This is a genomic window from Microcoleus sp. MON1_C5 (assembly GCF_036701875.1).
Classification (GTDB): Bacteria; Cyanobacteriota; Cyanobacteriia; order Cyanobacteriales; family Microcoleaceae; genus Microcoleus.
The window spans coordinates 51,451-72,882 of sequence record NZ_JAUBRN010000006.1; the positions used below are offsets into that span (position 1 = coordinate 51,451).

General features: G+C 46.8%; 22 protein-coding genes. 7 read left to right on the plus strand and 15 right to left on the minus strand.

The genetic code is table 11. From position 1 onward, the window contains the following. Positions 1–66: 66 nt before the first annotated feature. The 4 genes from tuf (at position 67) to QUA71_RS04570 (ending at position 3,994) form a co-directional block, all read left to right on the plus strand. Positions 67–1,296: an elongation factor Tu gene (gene tuf / locus QUA71_RS04555; RefSeq protein ID WP_190660866.1), complete on the plus strand. Its 1,230-nt coding sequence runs from the start codon at positions 67–69 to the stop codon at positions 1,294–1,296. Positions 1,297–1,478: 182 nt separating this feature from the next. Beyond that, a complete protein-coding gene (gene rpsJ, locus QUA71_RS04560; RefSeq protein ID WP_006632193.1) occupies positions 1,479–1,796 on the plus strand; it encodes a 30S ribosomal protein S10 in 318 nt (105 codons plus the stop codon). Between the two features lie 408 nt (positions 1,797–2,204). Next, complete coding sequence (locus tag QUA71_RS04565; RefSeq protein WP_006632192.1) at positions 2,205–2,846, plus strand: LON peptidase substrate-binding domain-containing protein; 642 nt, start codon at positions 2,205–2,207, stop codon at positions 2,844–2,846. Positions 2,847–3,061: 215 nt separating this feature from the next. After that, positions 3,062–3,994: a PspA/IM30 family protein gene (locus tag QUA71_RS04570; protein WP_333282695.1), complete on the plus strand. Its 933-nt coding sequence runs from the start codon at positions 3,062–3,064 to the stop codon at positions 3,992–3,994. Between the two features lie 33 nt (positions 3,995–4,027). On the opposite strand, the gene QUA71_RS04575 is transcribed toward QUA71_RS04570, so the two are convergent. Together QUA71_RS04575 and pheA are read right to left on the minus strand one after the other, a co-directional pair. Further along, complete coding sequence (locus tag QUA71_RS04575) at positions 4,028–4,669, minus strand: pentapeptide repeat-containing protein (protein WP_333282698.1); 642 nt, start codon at positions 4,667–4,669, stop codon at positions 4,028–4,030. 50 nt (positions 4,670–4,719) lie between these two features. Next, complete coding sequence (pheA, locus tag QUA71_RS04580) at positions 4,720–5,646, minus strand: prephenate dehydratase (RefSeq protein WP_333282700.1); 927 nt, start codon at positions 5,644–5,646, stop codon at positions 4,720–4,722. Positions 5,647–5,854: 208 nt separating this feature from the next. On the opposite strand from pheA, the gene QUA71_RS04585 reads away from it, so the two are divergent. Continuing rightward, entirely contained in the window at positions 5,855–6,433 is a 579-nt protein-coding gene (locus tag QUA71_RS04585) for a DUF1997 domain-containing protein (RefSeq protein ID WP_333282704.1), read from the plus strand. 137 nt (positions 6,434–6,570) lie between these two features. Here the strand turns inward: QUA71_RS04585 and QUA71_RS04590 are convergent, their stop codons facing one another. The 6 genes from QUA71_RS04590 to pgl all read right to left on the minus strand — a co-directional run bounded on the left by QUA71_RS04590 (position 6,571) and on the right by pgl (position 10,834). Beyond that, a complete protein-coding gene (locus QUA71_RS04590; protein WP_333282707.1) occupies positions 6,571–7,023 on the minus strand; it encodes an FHA domain-containing protein in 453 nt (150 codons plus the stop codon). Next, positions 7,020–7,580: a hypothetical protein gene (locus QUA71_RS04595; RefSeq protein ID WP_333282710.1), complete on the minus strand. Its 561-nt coding sequence runs from the start codon at positions 7,578–7,580 to the stop codon at positions 7,020–7,022. The genes QUA71_RS04590 and QUA71_RS04595 overlap by 4 nt, the downstream gene beginning before the upstream one ends. Positions 7,581–7,749: 169 nt before the next feature. After that, complete coding sequence (locus QUA71_RS04600; protein WP_333282713.1) at positions 7,750–8,487, minus strand: PRC-barrel domain-containing protein; 738 nt, start codon at positions 8,485–8,487, stop codon at positions 7,750–7,752. Between the two features lie 55 nt (positions 8,488–8,542). Then, the gene (locus tag QUA71_RS04605) at positions 8,543–9,019 is read right to left on the minus strand and encodes an FHA domain-containing protein (protein WP_445243748.1); all 477 of its coding nucleotides are present in this window, start codon (positions 9,017–9,019) and stop codon (positions 8,543–8,545) included. Between the two features lie 97 nt (positions 9,020–9,116). Continuing rightward, complete coding sequence (locus QUA71_RS04610; protein WP_333282719.1) at positions 9,117–9,908, minus strand: FHA domain-containing protein; 792 nt, start codon at positions 9,906–9,908, stop codon at positions 9,117–9,119. A 206-nt stretch (positions 9,909–10,114) separates the two neighbouring features. Beyond that, positions 10,115–10,834, minus strand: coding sequence for a 6-phosphogluconolactonase (pgl, locus tag QUA71_RS04615; RefSeq protein ID WP_190660887.1), 720 nt, complete (start codon positions 10,832–10,834; stop codon positions 10,115–10,117). A gap of 476 nt (positions 10,835–11,310) precedes the next feature. Here pgl and QUA71_RS04620 point away from each other — a divergent pair, with 476 nt between their 5' ends. Then, the gene (locus QUA71_RS04620; RefSeq protein WP_333282722.1) at positions 11,311–12,681 is read left to right on the plus strand and encodes a hypothetical protein; all 1,371 of its coding nucleotides are present in this window, start codon (positions 11,311–11,313) and stop codon (positions 12,679–12,681) included. A gap of 189 nt (positions 12,682–12,870) precedes the next feature. On the opposite strand, the gene QUA71_RS04625 is transcribed toward QUA71_RS04620, so the two are convergent. The 5 genes from QUA71_RS04625 to QUA71_RS04645 all read right to left on the minus strand — a co-directional run bounded on the left by QUA71_RS04625 (position 12,871) and on the right by QUA71_RS04645 (position 16,714). Beyond that, the gene (locus tag QUA71_RS04625; protein WP_333282725.1) at positions 12,871–14,037 is read right to left on the minus strand and encodes an LptF/LptG family permease; all 1,167 of its coding nucleotides are present in this window, start codon (positions 14,035–14,037) and stop codon (positions 12,871–12,873) included. Between the two features lie 81 nt (positions 14,038–14,118). Beyond that, a complete protein-coding gene (gene lptB, locus QUA71_RS04630; protein ID WP_190738078.1) occupies positions 14,119–14,847 on the minus strand; it encodes an LPS export ABC transporter ATP-binding protein in 729 nt (242 codons plus the stop codon). Between the two features lie 173 nt (positions 14,848–15,020). Then, complete coding sequence (locus QUA71_RS04635; protein WP_190660893.1) at positions 15,021–15,491, minus strand: LptA/OstA family protein; 471 nt, start codon at positions 15,489–15,491, stop codon at positions 15,021–15,023. 305 nt (positions 15,492–15,796) lie between these two features. Further along, positions 15,797–16,204, minus strand: a complete 408-nt coding sequence (locus tag QUA71_RS04640) for a DUF309 domain-containing protein (protein WP_333282730.1) — start codon at positions 16,202–16,204, stop codon at positions 15,797–15,799. A gap of 147 nt (positions 16,205–16,351) precedes the next feature. Beyond that, positions 16,352–16,714 carry a ferredoxin-thioredoxin reductase catalytic domain-containing protein gene (locus QUA71_RS04645; protein WP_333282733.1) on the minus strand — a complete coding sequence of 121 codons (363 nt, stop codon included), beginning with the start codon at positions 16,712–16,714 and terminating at the stop codon, positions 16,352–16,354. A gap of 300 nt (positions 16,715–17,014) precedes the next feature. On the opposite strand from QUA71_RS04645, the gene cas6 reads away from it, so the two are divergent. Continuing rightward, positions 17,015–18,145, plus strand: coding sequence for a CRISPR-associated endoribonuclease Cas6 (gene cas6, locus QUA71_RS04650; RefSeq protein WP_333282736.1), 1,131 nt, complete (start codon positions 17,015–17,017; stop codon positions 18,143–18,145). A 165-nt stretch (positions 18,146–18,310) separates the two neighbouring features. Here the strand turns inward: cas6 and QUA71_RS04655 are convergent, their stop codons facing one another. Beyond that, positions 18,311–19,711 (minus strand): DUF2079 domain-containing protein, encoded by a 1,401-nt coding sequence (locus QUA71_RS04655; protein WP_333282739.1) that lies wholly within the window; start codon positions 19,709–19,711, stop codon positions 18,311–18,313. 51 nt (positions 19,712–19,762) lie between these two features. Continuing rightward, positions 19,763–21,346, minus strand: coding sequence for a DUF2079 domain-containing protein (locus tag QUA71_RS04660; RefSeq protein WP_333282896.1), 1,584 nt, complete (start codon positions 21,344–21,346; stop codon positions 19,763–19,765). Positions 21,347–21,432: the final 86 nt, after the last annotated feature.

Below are 21,432 nucleotides of genomic sequence, written 5' to 3' on the forward strand. Positions count from 1 at the left end.
TCCAAAGTCTAAAATCTAAAATGTTAAAATCTAAAATCGCTAAAAGAAACAAGGAACAAATCGAGAATGGCACGCGCAAAATTTGAACGGAATAAACCCCACGTAAACATCGGCACGATCGGTCACGTTGACCACGGCAAAACAACTTTGACCGCCGCGATTACGATGACTCTCTCTGCACTAGGTCAAGCAAAGGCTAAGAACTACGCCGACATCGACGCCGCGCCAGAAGAAAAAGCACGGGGTATTACGATTAATACTGCTCACGTCGAATACGAAACCACAGGTCGGCACTATGCCCACGTAGATTGCCCCGGACACGCTGACTATGTGAAAAACATGATCACCGGTGCAGCTCAAATGGACGGCGGCATCTTAGTGGTATCAGCAGCAGACGGCCCCATGCCTCAAACTCGCGAACACATCCTGCTGGCAAAGCAAGTTGGCGTTCCCAGCTTGGTTGTGTTCTTGAACAAAGAAGACATGGTGGATGATGCTGAACTGTTGGAATTGGTAGAACTGGAAGTTCGCGAACTTTTGAGCTCTTACGATTTTCCGGGCGATGACATCCCCATCGTCACAGGTTCGGGATTGAAAGCTCTCGAAGCGATGCTTGCTAATCCCAAGACTGTAAAGGGCGAAAATGAGTGGGTTGACAAAATTTACAAGCTGATGGAAGAAGTAGATGCTTACATCCCCACCCCAGAGCGCGAAGTTGACAAGCCTTTCTTGATGGCAGTTGAAGACGTATTCTCGATTACTGGTCGGGGTACTGTCGCCACAGGCCGGATTGAGCGCGGAACCATCAAAGTCGGCGAAACAGTCGAATTGGTGGGTCTTAAGGACACTCGCAGCACTACGGTGACTGGTGTGGAAATGTTCACCAAGTCTCTGGAGGAAGGTTTGGCCGGCGATAACGTGGGTCTACTGCTGCGGGGGATTTTAAAGGCGGATATTGAACGCGGAATGGTGATTGCCAAGCCGAAAAGCATCATGCCTCACACTCAGTTTGAATCTGAAGTGTACATCCTGAAGAAGGAAGAAGGCGGCCGGCACACGCCCTTTTTCTCTGGATATCGCCCTCAATTCTACGTCCGTACCACTGACGTGACCGGCACGATCGCACAGTTCACCGCTGATGACGGTAGTGAAGCAGAAATGGTGATGCCTGGTGACCGGATCAAAATGACTGTTGAGCTGATTCACCCGATCGCGATCGAACAAGGAATGCGCTTCGCTATCCGCGAAGGCGGACGCACCGTCGGCGCCGGCGTTGTTTCCAAAATCCTCAAGTAGGAATCCGATAACAGCTTAAATAGCAGAAAAGCCGCCAAATTTAATCAGGCTTTTCTGCTATTTAGTGATTAGTTATTACTCAGAAGTCTGCTGTTAGCAGTTAGCCCAAAGACAACTGCAAATAGACGACAGACAACAGACAACAAACAACAAACTGAACCTCGAAAATTCAAGAAACAAAAATGGCAACAATTCAACAACAAAAAATTCGCATTCGCCTCAAAGCTTTCGATCGCCGAATTCTAGACGCATCCTGCGAAAAGATTGTAGATACAGCAAATCGCACAGCAGCCACAGCGATCGGCCCGATTCCCCTACCGACAAAACGGCGGATTTACTGCTTGCTGCGCTCGCCCCACGTAGACAAAGATTCTCGCGAACACTTTGAAACCCGCACGCACCGCCGGATTATCGACATTCACCAGCCATCAGCCAAAACAATTGACGCTTTGATGAAACTGGATTTGCCAGCCGGCGTAGATATCGAAGTCAAGCTGTAGATTGACCTATCTCAAACGCAGAAAGAAGGATCAAAGGGAAAAGCATTTGTTCCTTCTTTTTGCATAAAGTTCCCTAGTCATTACTTATTAGGTATTAGTTATTAGTTAATAATCAACAATAATTTTGGCTCCGGCACGAACTTAAATAATTATTCTTAATTAAGGGGCGATCGCTACAAAAACGCTCCTTGAGCAGTCGCTATCATCGCATTCAGCATCACTTAGTTCAGCAAAAAGGTATATTTAGCATTTTGACGAAATAACGCCTTTGTCAAGCTGCCAGCACGGGCGATCGCGATCGGTCGCTCTAATCCGCGTCGCAAAAGCCCGATCGCTCCTGCCCCGGAATTGCCTTTAATCAGTTAAAGTAAGAAAAATAAGCGCAAGTACCGTCACTTTTGAGCGACAATGGCATCCTCTTCCTCTGTAGCAGTTCGCGAACTCCCCTTATTTCCGTTGCCGGAAGTGGTTCTATTTCCAGGTAGGCCACTCCCGCTGCAAATCTTCGAGTTTCGCTATCGAATCATGATGAATACGATTCTGGAGGGCGATCGGCGTTTCGGTGTACTCATGTGGGACCCCAACCAAAACAAAGTCTCCGCCGTCGGCTGTTGCGCCGAAGTGATTCACTGCCAACGCCTACCCGACGATCGCATGAAAATTATGACTCTCGGACAGCAGCGGTTCCGAGTTCTCGACGCCGTTCGGGAAAAACCCTATTTAGTCGGTCTAGTAGAATGGATTGAAGACGAACCGCCGCAAAAAGACCTCAGACCTTTGGGAAAAGATGTCGAACAACTGCTGAGAGATGTAGTTCGCCTCTCCAGTAAATTGATGGATCAGCCGATCGACCTGCCCGAAGACATTCCCAGTTTGCCTACAGAATTGTCCTACTGGGTAGCCAGCTACCTTTACGGCGCAGCCACAGAACAGCAAACTCTTTTAGAATTGCAAGATACTGCTGCGAGATTGGAACGCGAAACCGAAATTTTGACTTCTACTCGCAATCACTTGGCAGCGAGGACTGTACTTAAAGATACCCTCAAGTAGCCAATTTGCCTAGGAAAAAGCACGATCGGTTTGACCTGCATTGAAGGAAGAATTACACACAAATCATACCATTTTCGATTTGCGATTTTCGACTGGGAATGAGTTATGAACTAAGAGTTCGGAGATTGCCTACAGTTCCATTCTTTTTGGGAACTGGTATCTGTTTAATTCTTAACTTCAAACAGGTTCGGATAGGTTCCTTATAGCAGTAACTTGTGTTAGACAATCACGACCAACCGAAACCATACGATGCAGTTAGAGGCGGTCAACTGCCACCTCCTGTGGGCGGTGTAGTGCTCGGCGGACTAGCAGGAGTTAAACATCGGCTGTCTAGTTCTGTCAGCGAACATCGAATCGCCGCCCTGAGAGAGACATTGAATTACGGCGATGCCGGCTTAAAAATAGTCATCAACATTTGTCAAAGCGAAACAGGGCCAGTGCAGCGGGCTGCCTGCGATTTGCTTCGACAAAGGCTGAATTCGATCGCCCGCGAAAAATTACAGGCCTTTGTAGCTTCAAGTTCAGATTCCGAAGCTAAGGTAGATAGCAGTGAAAAAATATTAAAGCACTCATCGGGTGCAGTCTCAGAAAAAAATTACGATCGGCAAATGTCCGAAGCACAGTTAATATTTGAGACAGTTACGCAGCAAATGCAACCAAATTTGTTGCTCTTAGAAGCACTGGTAGCCTCTGTAGAACGCGAAGAATTTACCAGCGAACTGATGAATCTTTGGGAACTATTAATCTTAGAAATTCAGGAACCTCTCAAAGAACTGCGTCAGGCTGTTGGCACTGCGATTTCCGCCCAACTGCGGATTCAGTGGCTGTACAATCAAGCTGAATCTCAAGCCAACCAGTGGCAGCAGCGAGCTTTGCTAGCTCTTCAGACACAGGATGAAAATTCAGTCCGCCTCGCCGCGGTTCGCAAGCAGGTTCAAGTCGATCGGGCGGCAGAACTAAAAATTGACTTAGACTACCAAACTGTGCGAGTAGAAAATCTCAACCGCAACTTGCTGGCTTTGGAAAGTAAGATTGCTCAAGCTAATTCCAAGAAAGAGATCCTCAAGATGCAGCTTCATTTTGCTAAGGTACAGCAGCAAATAGACTTCACTTTCAGCCAAGTCAATAGTATATTTTTTAGTCCTTAGTTGTCGGATTCTCAGGTTATATATTGCGTGATCTCAAACTTGTCTGACGCAAAAATGTATAGCCCCACTTAAAATTGCCTCATCTAGCTTCGCTCCTTCGAGATTAGCCCCGCATAAAAATGCCCCGCTCAAATTAGCACCGCTTAAATCAGCACCGCTCAAATCTGCCCCCTCAAGGTTAGTTTCACACAAAAAAGCGTTTCTCAAGTTGGCTGTTCTCAGGCTTGCGCCCCGCAGTTTTGCCTCACTTAGATTCGCTCTTTCGAGGTTTGTATTGTCCAAGCAAGCATCTAGGAGATTCGCTTCCATCAGGTTTGCCGCGTACAAGGATGCTCCGCTCAAATTAACACCAATCATTTTGGTGTCGCTCAAGTTTGCCTTTTTCAGGTTTGCCTCAATCATGTCAGCTCCTGTTAATCTTGCGAAAGTTAGATCTGCTCGGCTCAGGTTAGCCCCATTGAGTTTTGTCATCACCAGGCAAGCATTCTTGAGCTTGGCAGCTATTAAGTTTGCCCCCCTTAAGTTTGCCAAAGCAAAATTTATTTCTTTGAGATTCGCGCAGGCTAGATTAATATGAATTAGGAAAGCTTCTCGCAAAGAAGCCTCTTTCAAGTTTGTTTCATGAAAATTTCTTTCTCCGGCTGCGTATCGCTTGAGAAGTTCATCAGCATTCATCTCACCAGCCTCCTAAGTTTTACTTAAAAAGTATAGTACATAAAAAGAAATTATACTACTGACAGCAAGCTGTAGCAACCAAAGATTTTTAAAGTTTCTGTGTGATTTTTTAATTCTTCGAGTGCCGATCGAACAAATGCTTGGCAGGCGTTAGCCTCAACGTCCATAAAGAAAATATATTCTCCGAGCGATCTTTTAGTCGGTCTAGATTCAATCCGACTTAAATTAATACCCCGACTGGCAAATACTTGCAAAGGTTTTACCAGTGCTCCCGGCATATTGGCAGGTACGCTAAAAGCTAGTGAGGTATGGGTGCAATTAGACGGTGAAGCATCGAGGATCAACTTAGAAGCAGATTCTGTAATGGATTTAATGGATGAGCGCTCCCCTGGTTCTACGTTTGCGATTTCTCCAAAACTCCTGCTGAGTACCCAAAATCGAGTGTAATTATCGGGATAATCATTAATGGGTTGAGCTAACACTGGCAAATGGTAAAGTTCAGCAGCTCTTGGCGAAGATATCGCTGCTACATTTCTATCTTCCAGATATTGCAATGCTTCCGTGGTAGAATTGGCCGGAATTAATTGAGCTGAGGGAATAAACTGCCCCAACCATACCTGACACTGAGCTAGCGCTTGCGGGTGAGAGTAAACTTTTTGAATCTCGTTAAAATTTTTAGCATTAGATACCAGAGCGTGGGAAATTGGCAAAACTAAGGCGTGTTGAATGCGGAGTTGATCGAGTCGCCACAGTGTATCTAAGGTGACAGTCACACTGCCTTCGATCGAATTTTCAACGGGCACAACTGAATAGTCAACCTGCCCTACGGCCGATGCCTCTAGCGCTTGGGAAATGGTGGAATAAGGACACAGGGTGCATTCCAAGTTAGTTTTCAGGCTCAACCAATTGACATAAGCTAGAGCCGCTGTTTCTGCATTTGTACCAACAGGGCCGAGATGTGCGATCGAAATTTTCATTTAGAGGCAATTTTAGGTTACAAATGTTTGCTTTACTCTCATCAGCTAGGAAGTATGATGAAAAATTAGCAATGTCCCGAAAGCTTTTATCGGTGATTTCTCGGATGACATTGCTGGGTACACGACTTAGTGCGCGACTTATGTCACCTTAGAAAAGGTGATACTTTATTAAGATATGCTTAGGAATCCTATATTTTGATATTTTCTCATGTATACCCGCTTTAATTCTTCCCAATCCGTTGAGATCGCCGTACCAGAGGAACGGGTTCCCATTCAACATTATCTGCGCCAGCCGAGGCGACTGGTGAACGCCCTTGTCGATCAAAGTCGCACAGAACAGCTAAGCGATGACTGTTTCCGCCTAAAAATGCGACCGTTACAATTTATGATGCTGAGCCTTCAACCCACAGTAGACATGAGGGTGTGGGCGCAGTCGGACGGCACAATCAATTTGGAGTCCGTCGCCTGCGAAATTCGCGGCGTGGGTTATATCAACGATCGCTTTGCTCTCAATCTCAAAGGACAGCTTTGTGTACACCAAAGCAGCGGCGTAGCATACTTGAGGGGAAAAGCGGATTTGGAAGTGCAAGTAGAGTTACCGCCGCCGTTTTGGCTGACGCCCAAACCCATTTTAGAAGCAACGGGGAATGCTTTGCTCAAGAGCGTACTGCTGAGCGTCAAACAGCGGTTGATGCACCAGTTGCTCTCGGATTACCGCCGGTGGGCAAGCAGTGAAACTGAGGTAACATCGATAGAGATCCCCCCAATCCTATCTTTAGAAGGGTGAAATCCTACTAGAGAACCTGTTAATTAATGTATAGGGATATTTAGGCACCAATGAGGCCACTTACCACAATATTAGTTAGACGCTCGAATTGGGCCTCTGAGCTTTGTTTGAACTAGCCTGCAATAGATAGCTGCCGATCAGTCCAGATCGATTTGAGTGAGCCCTCCATGTTCATCGTCTTCGATTATTCCCACGACCCCAGGCCAAGCAGTTGACCTGTTTTTTGAAACTTCCTCCTTTTGACGGAGGTCCTGCTGCGGTGGCTTGATTATTTTGCCCGGTTGATTCGTGGCGGCCACCCCAATCCTGATTTTTGGCCCGGAGTTGCCCAAGCGAATTGTCATCCCGTCCACAACTGACACCTGAGCGATCGGTCTATCATCTACATAAGTGCCGTTAGCACCAAAATTAATAATTTCCCAGCCATTGGCGTGATTCCACAGCTCTACATGGTGGCGGGAAACTACAGCGCTGTAAATAATTACATCATTGTCGTTCGATCGACCGATCCGAACCACCGGTTCAGCTTCAAAACACCAACTTTGAACCGCTACAGACTGGATAGGATGTAAAAGAGTTAAGGTAATCACTGATGTTTTGACACTCCACCGCCAGACAGAAACGGGGATACTTCCAGAGAGATTTTTTGGGAGAAAACTGCAAAAAATTTGATTTTTAAAGGCGTCGTCAGTGCGCCATGATTCCCTCGCTCTGCCGTAAAATTTGAACTTTTGGCTGCTTGAGGCAGTTGAACCAACTTTTGATGGTTAGCTTTTGGCGCAGACGCAAATTTTTGCTGTCCTCGGTAACAACCAAACACGATGTTATTAATCGGGTGAACGTCCCAGTGATTGACAGCGGTCTTAACCGCTTGATTAATGTGGTCTGGGAGGGAACGATTGTTCGCATGGGTGAGCCGCTCAATTCGATCGGCCAAATCACCCTTTTCCCGCTGACGAACCAGAGAATTTAACTCAGACCCGCGCTGGTTGCAGCGCTGATTCGAGTTCTCGATCGGGCGACAGTCAACGATCGAGGAATCGCTGTTTGTAAAGAAAGAAGTTAACCAATTATTAATGCTGGGGGCTCTACATAAAATACTTGTTGGTTGTATCAAACAGCATAGGTCTTTTTGAGTTGCTAACATTTTCCTTATTGATGCGATACCTTTAAAATACAATGCTTTGAGCAGCACTGGAATTTTGAGGGACAACACATCAATCTCTCATAGCGAAAATACCGATCGACCTTCCTCGCGCGCGTCGGCCCAAAATGCGCTCGGCAATTAGTCGCAGGGCGAGCGGGAAGGCCAAACTTCAGCTCAAATCTGACTCGGGCGGCTCCGGGTTCGGCTCTGGCGGGACAGATTCTTGTCTTTGCCGCTTCAACTGTGCAACTTTTTCTTGAGCTACATCCCTGACTTCTAGAGCTTTATCTTGGAATTTTTCCGCGAGACTTTGAGCGCCCCGCTTCACACCTGCCACATTTTTGAGCGTTCTGTCGAAATCTTCATGTAAAAACTCTGCTACCAGACCGACTTTTTTGTGCAGTCCCTCCGCGTACTGCACTGGCTCCGATACAGCAGCTTCAGAGACGATCGCCCGCTTGCTGCCGATGGTCGAAATAGCTGCCACAGGTAACAAGTAAATGTCGTCTAAAACACCGCGCCAGCCGCTCGATTTAAATAGGTAGTGGGTGACTGAACCCGTGCGGACATCGAATAGGTAGTCAACCACTGCACCTGCCTGATTCCCAGCGTCCGTGAGCACCTCAAGCCCGATCGGACAAACAGCTTGTTCCGGCTGATGCAATTCTGGCAGTTCCGGGTTAATGGTGACAAAAACATTTTCCCCCACCGTATCAACTTGCGCCCAAGCGAACCAAGTTTTTTTGCTGCCCAAAAGTCCCGACTTGCAAGTAAAGCCGATCGCCCGTTGGGAGTGAGCATCGAGCCAAACCCGATCTACCCTGCCGACCTCTTCCGCCGTTCTGCGGTCGATCGTGCGGCGGTTGAGCAGTTCGCTGCGCCTAACAATCTGTGGTGATGTACTCATAAATAAACTCCTGAGTGCCGCCTTTGAAAAATGTCGATCGTCCAAAGAAGCCGGTTTAATATTCTTCTTCCGAATAATGGCGAGTATGATCTGCCTCCGTTAACTCCTCCTCTTCCCTGGAAGTGCCAACTTCTTTTTGGTCGGGAACAGGAATCGTGCTAATTTGCACGGCGCCCGAGGGAGCGTGAATTTCCTTAGCCTCCCTTGGCTTGACGCTAATTTGTCCTAACTGGACTGAGGACTGATTCGGGCCTACGTTGATTTGAATTTTCGGACCTGAGCGAGCCAAGTGAACGATCAGACCGTCCACAATGGGAACCTTAGCGATCGGCTTACCATCGAGGTAAGTGCCGTTGGTACCTAAATTGATCAGTTCCCAAGTTATGCCGCTGCGCCGCAATTCGATGTGGCGACGAGAAACCACAGCGCTAAAAAGAACGACGTGGTTTTCGGTCGAGCGCCCGATCCGGACGACCTGCTCGTCTTCAAAGATCCAACTGCGGACGGGTATAGACTGGAGTGGATGTAGCAAGGTCAGCTTAATCACATTGGCAGCATTGAGTTTTGGTAGAGCGCCTCAAGATGCGATTTTAGATTTTAGACTTTCGATCGCCCAATCCAAACTCGCTCTAAGAGATTTGAAATAAAAAGGTAACCAGGTCTCCTTTGCCCAGAGAGATGCGGTCTCCCGGTCGCAACCGGTGGCGGTTTCCCTTGGGTAGCGGAGTATTGTTGACGTAAGTGCCGTTGGAACTGCCTACATCTTCTAGGTAGCAAGCATCTCCCTCCACCCGGAGATTTGCGTGTACCCGAGAAACTATCTCAGAATTAGCAAATCCCGAAACATCAATATCCGGCGGTACTAAGTCATTTGGCTTGCCTATGTGAACCACAGACAGACTGTGAGGCAATTCCATCGGCGTATTTGTCTGAACGTGTAGCAGGCGGGCCGACTGCTGTTGCAGTTGAGTTTTAGCTACACCTGCTGGCTGTGGGCCCGGAACCGTAGGAGAGATATTTACTGGTGTTGCCACCGATTCAGTTGTAACAGGAACCGAGGGCGATGGCGGGGGATCGGGAATCGTCGGAATGCTGGCGGGAGTTTTTTCCAAGTTGAGCCCCTTATTCAGGGTAACTAGAGGTTCCATTGCCATCAGGGGATCGGGTGGGACTAAATCCGGCGCCGGTGACGATACCACTGTGGGGCCTACAGGCGAGAGGGACGGTACTGTCACCTCAACTTCTGGAACTATGGAACCCGGACGCAAGTTAAAGCCACACTGGCCGCAAAATGCTGCATCTGTCTGAACTGCTGCACCGCAGTTCGAGCAACTTGCGGTAACAGGTAAAGGCGTGTAGCAAGCCTCACACTGGCTGGCCCCGTCGGGGTTCTGGTGATTGCAATTGGGACAGACAATCATCGATTTCTCCTTGCTATCGGCCAGATTTTCAAATCAGCCTCATAAAAATACTCGTGTATATGGTCAAATTTTAACTTTAACCGCCACAATTCTTATATTGCTTCGCTAATACTAGCAACTGAGCTGACGCCGTGACGTTAGCTGTGATGGGCAAGATTGAGTTAGTGATAATGCTGACTGTGTTGGCACGCTTGTGGCTCTGTCGGCTATTTTACTGCTTCGCCAGCCGCCGCATCGAGCAGCCACCAAAGTTCGCCCTCTGGTTGAACGAGTCTGGCTGGATAGGTCATTTCGTCGGCTGCGGGGGCAAAAATTTGAGCTAGGGCGGGTTGTTTGCTGGCTCCTGCGACCATGAACATGACGCACCGGGCCCGGTTGATTAAGGGGACTGTAAAGGTAATGCGGGGTTGACCGTCTTTGTTGCCGACAGTTACTAGGGCATCCCGGACTTCCAAGGCTGCTGTGCCAGGAAATAGAGAGGCTGTGTGGGCGTCGTCTCCTATGCCCAATAAAATGATGTCGAAGGCAGGAAACTCGCCCTCGGATACTTTGAAGAACTGCTGTAATTCGGTTTGGTGCGCTGCAGCGTCGGCTGCGGGGTCGCCGGCGCCTGTGGGCATGGGGTGGATGTTGCTGGCGGGGATATTCACTCGATCGAGCCACGCGAGGCGCGCCATTTTTTGATTGCTGTCTGGGTGTTCTGGGGGAACGTAGCGTTCGTCCCCCCAGAATACGTGAATTTTGTCCCAAGGCAGGTCTTGGGCTGCGATCGCTCTGTAGAGGGGTTCCGGTGTGCTTCCGCCCGCTGCGGCGATCGTACAAAGTCCGCGTTCTGCTATGGCTTCTGAGATTTTCGACAGCACAATCTCCAGCGATCGATCTATTAGTTGTTCCCGATTTGCTAATACTTCAACTACTTTTTTCATTAATTTCCTCTCAACTTTCCTTGGGTGTTATTCTCAGCAATTGCCAATTTTACCTTGACATTTTGGTTTGACATTTTGGTTTGAGGTCGAGCTGCTGACAGACCCGGCAGACCTGGCACCGCATCGCATAACATTTTATCATCTTATGCCCCTTGATTTGACGAAAGCAAGACATATTTCTACCAGTGCTTTATGGATTTTCACCCGTTGCATTGAGCTTTCGCAACTTTCAATCAAAAGTTTGAGCCTACTCGGAGCATCTCTGCAGAAAGTAAAAAGCGTTTTTTGGGAGTCCGAGCTGTCCCGCACAGCAAAGTCTATAAATATAGCGAGCCGGACGATCGCACGCCGACAGTAAAAGCCAAACCGAGATCCTCCCGATCGCACTTACCCCGGCATAGCAAAAATAATCAAGATTGATGTGGTAGACTAGGAAAAATAGTTTTAAATCCGCACGCTCGGATGGAAGCAAAACTATGTCAATTATTAAGCGATTTCCTACATCTGCCCGCTATCTAATAGCGCGGTTGCGCCACTGGATCCAACCGGCGGTTTGGGCTCCCCTAGCCGTCCTCTGTGCAGGGGGGTTATTTATCTGGGAGGTATCTGTAAATCCCGAAAGGTTGAGCATAGATGGCGAAGAAGTACCAGCCTCAAACTCTCCAGCTTCGCTATCGGGGCTATCTGCTGAAGATACCGCCATTGCGGCTGAAATCGACAGCTTACCAGTGCTAGTCAATCAGTTTAATGGCTCTACTGCTTCTGAAGTGAACTTGTTAAATTCATCAGTAGTAAAAAGCAAAGGTTTATTCGAGGAACTTCGAGCTCGGGGCTTAGAAACTCCTCAGCCATCTTCAGCCCCCAAGCGGGTAGGAAGCGGCGGATTTTTGCCTGTGCCAAATTTAGCAAATCCTGCTGTCGATGATGCCGGAAACAATAACCCTCAAAATTCCAGCTTGCCAAGTTCAAACGCAACATCAGCATTGAGTTTATCTGGCAGTGGGAGACTGACTTCCGGGATAAAAACGATCGAGCCTGAGTCTGGGGGTACAGCGACAGCAACTTTATCGCAGGGGTCGAGTGATGCTAATTCAGATAAAAAAAACGACAATTCTCTGCCTTTGAGTCCGCTGCAAGCAGCTATGAAAAAATACGTCGTTGCTAACACTTCGGCAACGGTGGCGGAGGCTGAGAAAACTGGAAACTTGCCTAAATTGCTCGATCGACCGGCTTCCGATCCGGCTGCTGTAAATGCGACAAATTTGCTCCCAACGACCGCTAAAGCTCAAGCTGGAGCAAATCCTGTGAGTGTTCCCACAGCACTTCCCCCACCTGTGGCTCCAACAACTACTGTGAGCAAGGAATCTCAAGAATTCTTAAACCCCACAGCTACAGTCCCTGAACCCTTGGCTGGGTTAAATTCCCGAGTACCGAGCCTCCCCGAAATTAATGCAGCGGCTCCAACGGTGGCTTTGCCGAAAAATCCCTACCAAACTAATTTATCTGGCTCAGGCTTCGCACCTGAAGTTCAACCTGTGGCTCTTCCAGTAGCCACACCTTCACCAACACCTCTACTTCCAAATGTCGGTCAATCTCCCTTTGCGAGTGGGATTGGGGGAAGCAAGATAATTAGCCCTCAATTCTCTCCCAATTCAGCGAATTCTCAATTTCAAACAGCTCCACCGAGTCAGCTTAATTTGCCGGAGCCACCTAACTTTGGAGTGGTTCCCCAAAATACAAATCAGGGCGTGCAGCCCATTCAACCTCAACCTTTTTCTACACCCCGCTCCCTGCGTCCGGGACGCTATATTGGCGGTGGCGAAATCAATACTTTTTCTAATCCTTAAATGAAGGAAGTTCGGCCAAGAAAACGATATTATCAATTCCCAATACTTAGGCTACGCGGTTCCTGCCCTTGGACTTAGGTTCTCCTCAGCGTAGGCGAAGGGCTCGCGTAGCCGAAGGGCAGGGAGCCGAAGGCAGTGAAAGGGCAGTACAACTTCCCAATTACCCATTCCCAATGTTAGTGGTAAAACTTACCTAGCCGCGGCCCGCACCAACAACAATCCTCCGATTCCCAAGCCAAACAGGATCGGCAGCCAAGCCGACAGAATCGGAGTCAAAACAGCTTTCACGCCCATAGAACTGGTCATGAAAGAAAATACATAGTAAGTGAAAATCACAACCACGCTAATACCAAAACTCGTACCCTTGCCGGAGCGGCGTGGTTGAGTTCCCAAAGCGGCTCCCACTACACCAAATACCATGCACACGAAAGGAAAAGCATATTTTTCTTGAATTCGCACCTTTAATTTGCGAATTTGCGGTTCGTCGCCGCTGTTTTTAAGGATATCCAAACGCTCTAAAGCTTGGGCAATGTTCATTTCCTTGAAATCCCGCGCTCTAGCAGCTAAATCTAAGGGCGTGCGGGGGAGTTGCAACTGCTGGTGTTGAAACCTAACTATATTGCGGTAAGAACCGTCAGGAGCAACTATATAAGCGGTTCCGTTGAAAAAATCCCAGGTATTTTCTGAGGGATTCCAAGTAGCTGATTCTGAAGAAACGATTTGATTGAGGCCTGGGGTGGAGCGATCGATAATTGTTAAACCTTTCATTCGCTGGCCGTCAAACTGTTCTGCATAAAAAAAACGGGCCAGGGTTTCGTCGCCGCCTTTTTCTGGTTTGCGAAATTCTGTGTAGATAATATTTCTATCTTGAAATATCGGTTTTTCTCGCTTCAGGGCTCTGTCTAAAGTCAGAGTAGCTCTGTAGCTGGCGGCGGGTACAACTAACTCTTGCAAAGCAAAGGTGAAGCCGGCAACAATTAAACTCATAATCACTGCAGGCAGTATCAATCGGTAAACGCTAACTCCGCAACTGCGGAGGGCGATGAGTTCGCTGTCGCTGGACATTCGGCTGTAGGCCATTAAGGTTGCTAGCAGCATTGACATGGGGAAAGCCAATACTACGAAGTAGGGAATTTGCAGGAGAAAAATTTCTATGGCGGCGGTGTAGGGGAGGCCGGATTCTGTTACTCTGCGGACTAATTCAAATAAGGCTCCAACTGTGACGGCGACGGATGTAAAGAGTCCGACGCCAAAGAGAAATGGCCCGATTAGTTCTTTGGTAATGTACCAGTCCATTACTGAAATTCTCGGCAGCCAGTTGATGGGATTCAAAGAATTGGATATTGCTATTTTCATAGTGGCGCGTTGTCGCAGATTGTTCCTCAATCTAAAATCTAAAATCTCAAATTCGACGGTTTGCCGAAGGCATTCAAAAGACTATCGCACGAAGCTGTCGCCCAAGTAATACTGCCGCACCAAAGGGTTGCTGTAGAGTTCTTCTTCTGCCCCGGAGGCTAAAATTTGGCCGTCTCGCATGATGTAGGCTCGATCGGTAATTTCGAGGGTTTCTCGGACGTTGTGATCTGTGATGAGGATGCCGATTTTACGATCGCGCAATTTAGCAATAATGGTTTGAATTTCGTCTACGGCGATCGGATCGACGCCTGCAAACGGTTCGTCTAAAAATAGGAACATCGGCCCGTCTCGTCCCGCGGCTAATGCTCTGGCCAGTTCAGTCCGCCGCCTTTCTCCCCCAGATATTTGAATTCCCAAACTCGATGCTATTTTTTCTAAGCGAAATTCTTGCAATAGGAAATCGACTCGATCGCGCCATTCCCAGCGCGGTACTTGAGTTTGTTCTAGGACTAACAAAATGTTGTCGCGCACGCTCATGTTTCGGAAAATGCTTGCTTCTTGAGCGAGATAGCCAATTCCCAAATGCGCTCGCTGGTGCATCGCCAATTTAGTGATGTCTAAATCGTTTAGCCAAACGGTGCCTTGATTTGGTTTTTCTAATCCGGTTGCTATGTAAAATGTGGTGGTTTTGCCGGCACCGTTGGGGCCTAGCAGTCCTACGATTTCTCCTTGGGCTACCGAAAGGTTGACGCGACTGACTACATTGCGTTTTCCGTAGGATTTGTGAATATTTTCGAGTACAATTTTCATGTTCGCTCCCGGCAACCTCTACAAGCTAAATTTCAGACTGCGGCTTTGTGCGATCGAGTCTCTAATTTAAATTTTACCTTTTCAAGTTTGTTACTTTTCTAAAGACGAAATTTCGCATCTATCCCAAGTAGTATGTTTTGGCTGAGGCGAAATTTCGCTGCTGCGAGCCGCTTTTACCGGGGGGCTGTAGTTGGACGTGGGGAGCCCACTGCTTTTTGGGCTGCTGCATCTTGTTCCGGGGCAACCAGATAGACAGATTCTACCTGTCCTGGGTTGTTTGGCAGGGCAATAAACCGCCCTTCGTCAATGAGGTATGTTATGGTTTCGCCGCGCAGGCTGTTGCCCTGCTGCAATACGTAAACATCTCCGCTGAGAATGATCCGGCGCTCGCGGCTGAAGTATTGTGCTTGAGCTGCGGTTGCTTGTATTTGGCGGGCTGGATAGTTGATTTGGACGTTGCCGCGGGCTGTCACGATGCCGGTTTTGGAGTCGGCTTCTTGAATGTCCGATCGCACACTGAGAGTGCGGGGCGGCCCGGCTTGCGGGTAAGTGGGAGAGGCAATCGCGCCTGCCAGAGTCAGGGGCAACAGCAGCGATAATCCTTTGAATATTCTGGAATTGAGTAGTTTAGCGGAGGGCATCATAAGCTTGGAGCCTCAAAATTTGTGAAATTGCTGAAGGGCATTCTCTCCAGTTAGGTATTTTATCTTAACGGCCAGAAAGATTCCCGTGAGGTCGATCGATTGACCCGAGAGTCTCAACCAATTATCCTAGCAAGACAACAGCGAATTTAATTGATTATTTTGCTGAGTGGCTGCAACTGTCTTAACCGGGAACGGGCAAGAGGCTCGTTCCACAGCAAATTAATATACTTGGGCAGCCGGCAAGAAAGCCAGCCCTCCTCTGTGTAGAGGCCAAGTATACTGCACACCCTAATACAAACATTTATTTAACTTTTTGGTAGTTTGATAATTCGCGGCAATTGCAAGCCTGCAACTTCTGTACCTGCGAACAACTGTTGAAATTTAGCTACTTCTTCCGGGCCAGCTTGTTGCAAAGCGCTCAAAAGTTTAGCACTTCGTCCGAGCAAGTCTTCAACGGCAATTCCGGCATAACTCGGCTGATAATAACTGAGCCGATTTATTCCTTCTCCCAGCAAGATTACCGCACCGCGCCAGTTTTTATTTCCTAAGTGATAAAGCGCGACCGAAATTTGCAATATTCCCTGATAAAACCTTTTTTCCGGCTCGCCGGCTTCCATCCACAAAGCCTCTAAAGTATCGTGACAAGCGTAAAATTCTTGGCTGTTAAACTGTTCGATACCTTGCCAAAAGTCGAGCGGGATTTCCTCTATCATTCGATTGGAGATTGGGGATTTTCGATTGCGGATGTGTCTGTGAGTAGGCGGCGATCGATTTTTTTTAAATAGCTAAGTCTTAAAAATAGGAAAAATAACGACCTCTTTTCACAACTACTGCCATTTAACGACCGCCTACTTAACCGATTACATAGTCTCTCTGACAGCTTTAATCTGATCCATTCCTATTTCCTGATTAGTTCCAGCGAAATCGTTATCTGGCGTCAGAAATAACATACAGTGACACTCTTTGCGCTCGCGCATGGGAATGCAGGGACAGTTCCAGTAGGCGGCTTTTACTTCGGCTTCTTTATCTTCGTAATGGCGACAAGGGCATAAGGGAGCGCCTAGTTCATCTTTGTGTTTTGCTAGTCCTTCTATCACGACTGCAGTGACGGAAGGCTCGGAACAAAAGTAAGTTCCCGTGCGCTTGGCATAGGTTTCGGAGAAATTCTTCATCGCCTCCAAAGTTTTTTCGTTGGAGAGTTTAGATTTTTCTGTTGTGTTCATAGTTAAGGATCGGAGTTGAGGATGCTACGAGCTTTTAACAATTGTAGCGCAGAATGTGATTTTAAACACTTGTATATTTCTGTTTACTTACAAGGAGGAAAACCTTGACAAAGATTTAGTTTTAGGTTGTTGGTTTTTTACTGGTTTTTGTCTATCCGGGAGGGCGCGGGAAACTGGTGGCAGACCCGGTTTTTGAAGCAGCCAAAAGATTTGGGCGATCGATCGCCCTCAACAATCATCCCCCAAAGGGGATAAAAATCGGATAATATAGCACAGCGCTGTCCTTGTTAGTGGCATCTGATGGCAACTTCCCCGAACCGCACCCGCACCCGCGATCGAAAATCTCCTCCGTCTGGGCTGATTTGGCCGGCTGACACCGAGTTAGTCGGATTAGTGTTTGAATTGACTCCCGGCGCTGCTAGCTATCTGTACGCGCAGTATGCTATAGGTTTGCACGCTTGGTTTTTAGGTCAAGTACACCAAACTGACCCGGATTTATCGAAACTTTTGCACGATGAACAGTCAGAAAAAGCCTTTACTATTTCGGGATTGGAAGGTGATTTGCTCCCCGGCGGCAAAGAATTTCAGCTTTTGGGCGATCGAATTTATCGCTGGTACGTAACAGGACTTTCAAAGCCAGTAGTGCAGTGGCTGAGTCAGTGGCTGCAAAATTTGCCCGAAGAGATAGATTTGCGAAATGCTCCGCTGCTAATTCGCTCTTGGGATATTGCTTTTGCTCCCACAACTTACCAGCAATTATTAACAGGAGAACCCCCATTTTCGCCCACCATCAAACTTAGTTTTGTGACTCCTACAAGCTTTCGTAGCAAAGGCCATCACTTCCCTTTGCCAGTTCCCGAAAATGTTTTTCACAGCTATTTGCGCCGCTGGAATAACTTTTCGGGGGTAAATTTTGACCAAGCAGAATTTTTGAATTGGATTGATGAAAATGCAATTATTAGCCGCCACAAATTGGAGTCGCAAAAGGTAGCGGCGGGCAAAAAAGGCATGGTAACGGGATTCACTGGGGCTGTGGAATTTGGGCTAGGGCGATCGGCTCACAATCGCCCTGATTTTGTACAATTATTTTATGCTTTGGGGCGGTTAGCGCCTTACTGCGGCACTGGCCACAAAACAACTTTTGGATTGGGACAAACGCGAGCACAATGGTTGACAGAAGCGCTACCTGAAGTGTCGATACAAAGCGTATTGGCGGCGCGAATAGATGAATTGACACAGAAGTTTATGGCGCACAGAAAGCGTACAGGCGGAAGTCGCGCTGCTGAGATTGCTGAAACTTGGGCGACGATTTTGGCGCGCCGGGAATTGGGGGAATCTTTGTTTGATATTGCTGCTGATTTGGAAATGCCTTATGAAACTGTGAAAACTTACGTGAAGTTGGCAAGAAGGGCTTTAAAAGTGGAGGATTAAGGTTAAATCGATTTGTAAATTACTGGTTACCAGGCAGAGCCTGGGAACACAGATCCGGAGGCTCTGCCTCCAATTTTCCTCCGCAAGCGAGGCAGAGCCTCTAGACATAGATTCCCAGGCTCTGCCTGGTAACCAGTTAAACCAGTTAAAGGAGGAGAAGATGATTTATTTGTTAGCGTTTTGGGTAAATAGGTATATGTCGTCTCGCTGATATTTTAGTTGAAATTGAGGGGTGTTTTTTAGTTTAGTTACTAGGTTTTTAACAAATTCTCGATCGCTCATCCAGCCAGGATATCTGAGGTTCAGCAATACATAATCAAATTCTGGGAGATTTGCAGGCGGCGCGTTAGCCTGAGTTAATTTTACTACAGGGCGGTGCGCTAAGTGCGGAGCAATCTGAGCATTTGTTAAAACACTGCCTTTGGTTTCAACAAGAGAAAGTGCCTCTTTGGTAGCTGGCAAAGTGTCGATCCCATTTAAATAAATAGTCCAAAAATAGCCGTATTTCGCTAAAGCTAAGAAAGCAATAAACGACCAAATTACAATGACTCTAGGCAATGGATAATTAGGAAGTGGCAATCTATCAAATATTGTCTTTCCCTTTTGCTGATTCCTATATGCTAAACTCGAAATTACGGCAACCAACAAAAACGGCAATATCGGCACCGAATATTGATGAATTAAATCCCGCTGAGCGGGGATATCGGAAAGAATATTCATCGCCAACATCGGCACAGCACTAATTAAAGATGACAGATGACGCGGGGACAGCCACCAAATTACAGGTAATACCAATAACGCTACATATTCAAAAGTCTCTAAAGAAAACAAACGCCCTAAAACTAGATTGGGTTTAACTATTAAATTAATAGCAATTTCAAAAACCGAGTTTCCCAAATATTGATATCGCCCGATTCCCGCGTGTTCTCTTCCCTGATTAAAATACGGTATAACTGCCTGAGTAGCTACCAGGAACCAACCCGCGCCTAGAAAGAGAGCTATGAGTCCACAATTGCGTTTTTTGTCAAAACACAACAGCCACAAACCCATCGCAGCCACAGTTAAAGATAGCACGGCTTTGCAGCTCAAAACTAATACAATAGCAGCACAAAACCACAAGGTTTTATTCAGCCTCGCGGCTAAGATTGCTGCTAGCAGTGCTGGTAAAGCAATGACTTCTGGGTGGAAGTCGAAGAGATTGACATTAAATACTAATGGATAGAGGAGGTAAATACAGGCGATCGCCCAAGATATGCTATTATTTAATCCGGCTTGACGTGCCAAACTCCAACTCGGCCAAGCGCCTAAAGCTAGGGAAACAGCTTGCACTAAAAAAAGCCAGTGAACATCTGGATATATTTTGTAAAGTAAAGCTAGTGGATAGAAAATAAAAGCGGCATGATCGCCCCAAATATTTATTGCCATAAAAGAGGAAAATGGCGTTTGATTTTGGGAGATTAAATAAATTGCTTGGTCAAAAATTGCTAAGTCGAATGCAGTTGAATGAAACAAAGCGTGCCGCGCGCTGCTAGCGGCAAATAAGACTATCGTTGTCACGACAATCATTAAAAATACTGGATGAGATTTTAGGGATTTGAAAGTTAGCATTTTATTGGTTTAATCAGCCCTTCGTTTAAATAGGACAACTTCGTTTTTTTTATAAGTTAATTTAAAATCGGGAGAGTTTTTAAGTTGATTTGCTAAGGTATCACCAATTTTTTCCGTATCAGGCCAGGGATGGCGCAGGTTTAATAATATGTATTGAAATTCAGCTAAATTTGTTTGGGGCGAAATTTGTGAAAGCAATTTTACTATTGGGCGGTGGGCAAAGTGAGGTGCAAGTCTATTATCTGTTAAAATACTGCTTTGGGGTTGAACTTGTGCGACTGCTTCGCGTGTAGCTTGCCAGGTATCTAGTCTATTTAGGTACAGATAAAAATCTTTATATTCGCCCACACCTAGGAAAATTAGTAATGACCAAATTATCATGATTCTCGGCAATTGAATTCCCTGCCAAAGTTGAGAAATTCGGAAGTTTTTAAATTGTGGCCGATTGACCCATGTTAAAAAGTGTTGCTTATTTGCTTTATCCTCTTCCTGGTTGCCTTTTATTTCTTCCCTGTTCCTTGTTTCTTCCTTCGCGATTACTGCTAAAAATAAAAATGGAATTACAGGCACTGAATACTGATAGGCTAAGCTGCGTTGAAATGACAAGTCAGAGAGGATATTGATGAGCAGGGTAGGGATGGCAGGAATTAGCGCTGTTAGATATTGTAGGCGTAGTTTGCCGGAAAATGGCAATAGCAGCCAAATCACAGGTAAGGTGAGGAGAAATAAATATTTGAATGTATCGAAGGAAAGGATTTTTCCTAATACTAACTGTGGTTTTAAGATGAGATTGATGATGATTTCTAGTACGGATTTGCCTAAATAGCTGTAGCGCCCGACTCCAGCGACTTCGCTGCCGCTAAAGAAGGGGATGATTTTCTGGGAAGCTATCAAAAACCAAGCTGCACCTAGCAAAAGTGCGATCGCCCCGTACCGTTGCTTTTTTTCGCAAAAAAACAGCCACAAACCCATAGCAACAACGGTTAGGGACAAAACCGCCTTGCAACTGAGAACTAACACAATAGCGGTACAAAACCACACAATTTTATTTAAACGCGCCGCCCAAATTCCTGCCAAAAGTGCGGGTAAAGCGATTACTTCCGGGTGAAAATCAAATAAATTAATGTTAAATACCACCGGATAGAGCAAATAAATCAATGCGATCGCACGCGATTGTTCTTGATTTAAACCTGCCAAACGCGCTAAACTCCACGTAGGCCAAGCCCCTAGGGATAAAGCAACTGCTTGTACCAACAGCAGCCAATGCACATCCGGGGAAATTTTGTACAGCCAAGCTAGCGGATAATAGATTACCGCTGCGTGATCGCCCAAAATATGAATCCCCATTAAAGAAGAAAAAGGCGTTTGGTTTTGACTGATCAAGTAAATTGCTTGGTCAAAAATTCCCAAATCGAAAGCAGTTGATTGGAATAAAGCGTGCCGTAAACTGCTACACACAAAGAAAATTGCCGCAGCAGTAGCCATCGCCCAAACCAAACTCGACGGTAGCTGCGATCGACCTTCCTCTATATTTTCGGCGATCGAGACACTGATGTCCTCACTGGAATCAGCAAAATTTTCCCTATTCTGCATGAAATCTGGCACTAGGTGGTCACTCAAAATATGATTCCATCGAATGTGCTTTCCACGCAATAGTTAACCACTAATTTTTATCCCCG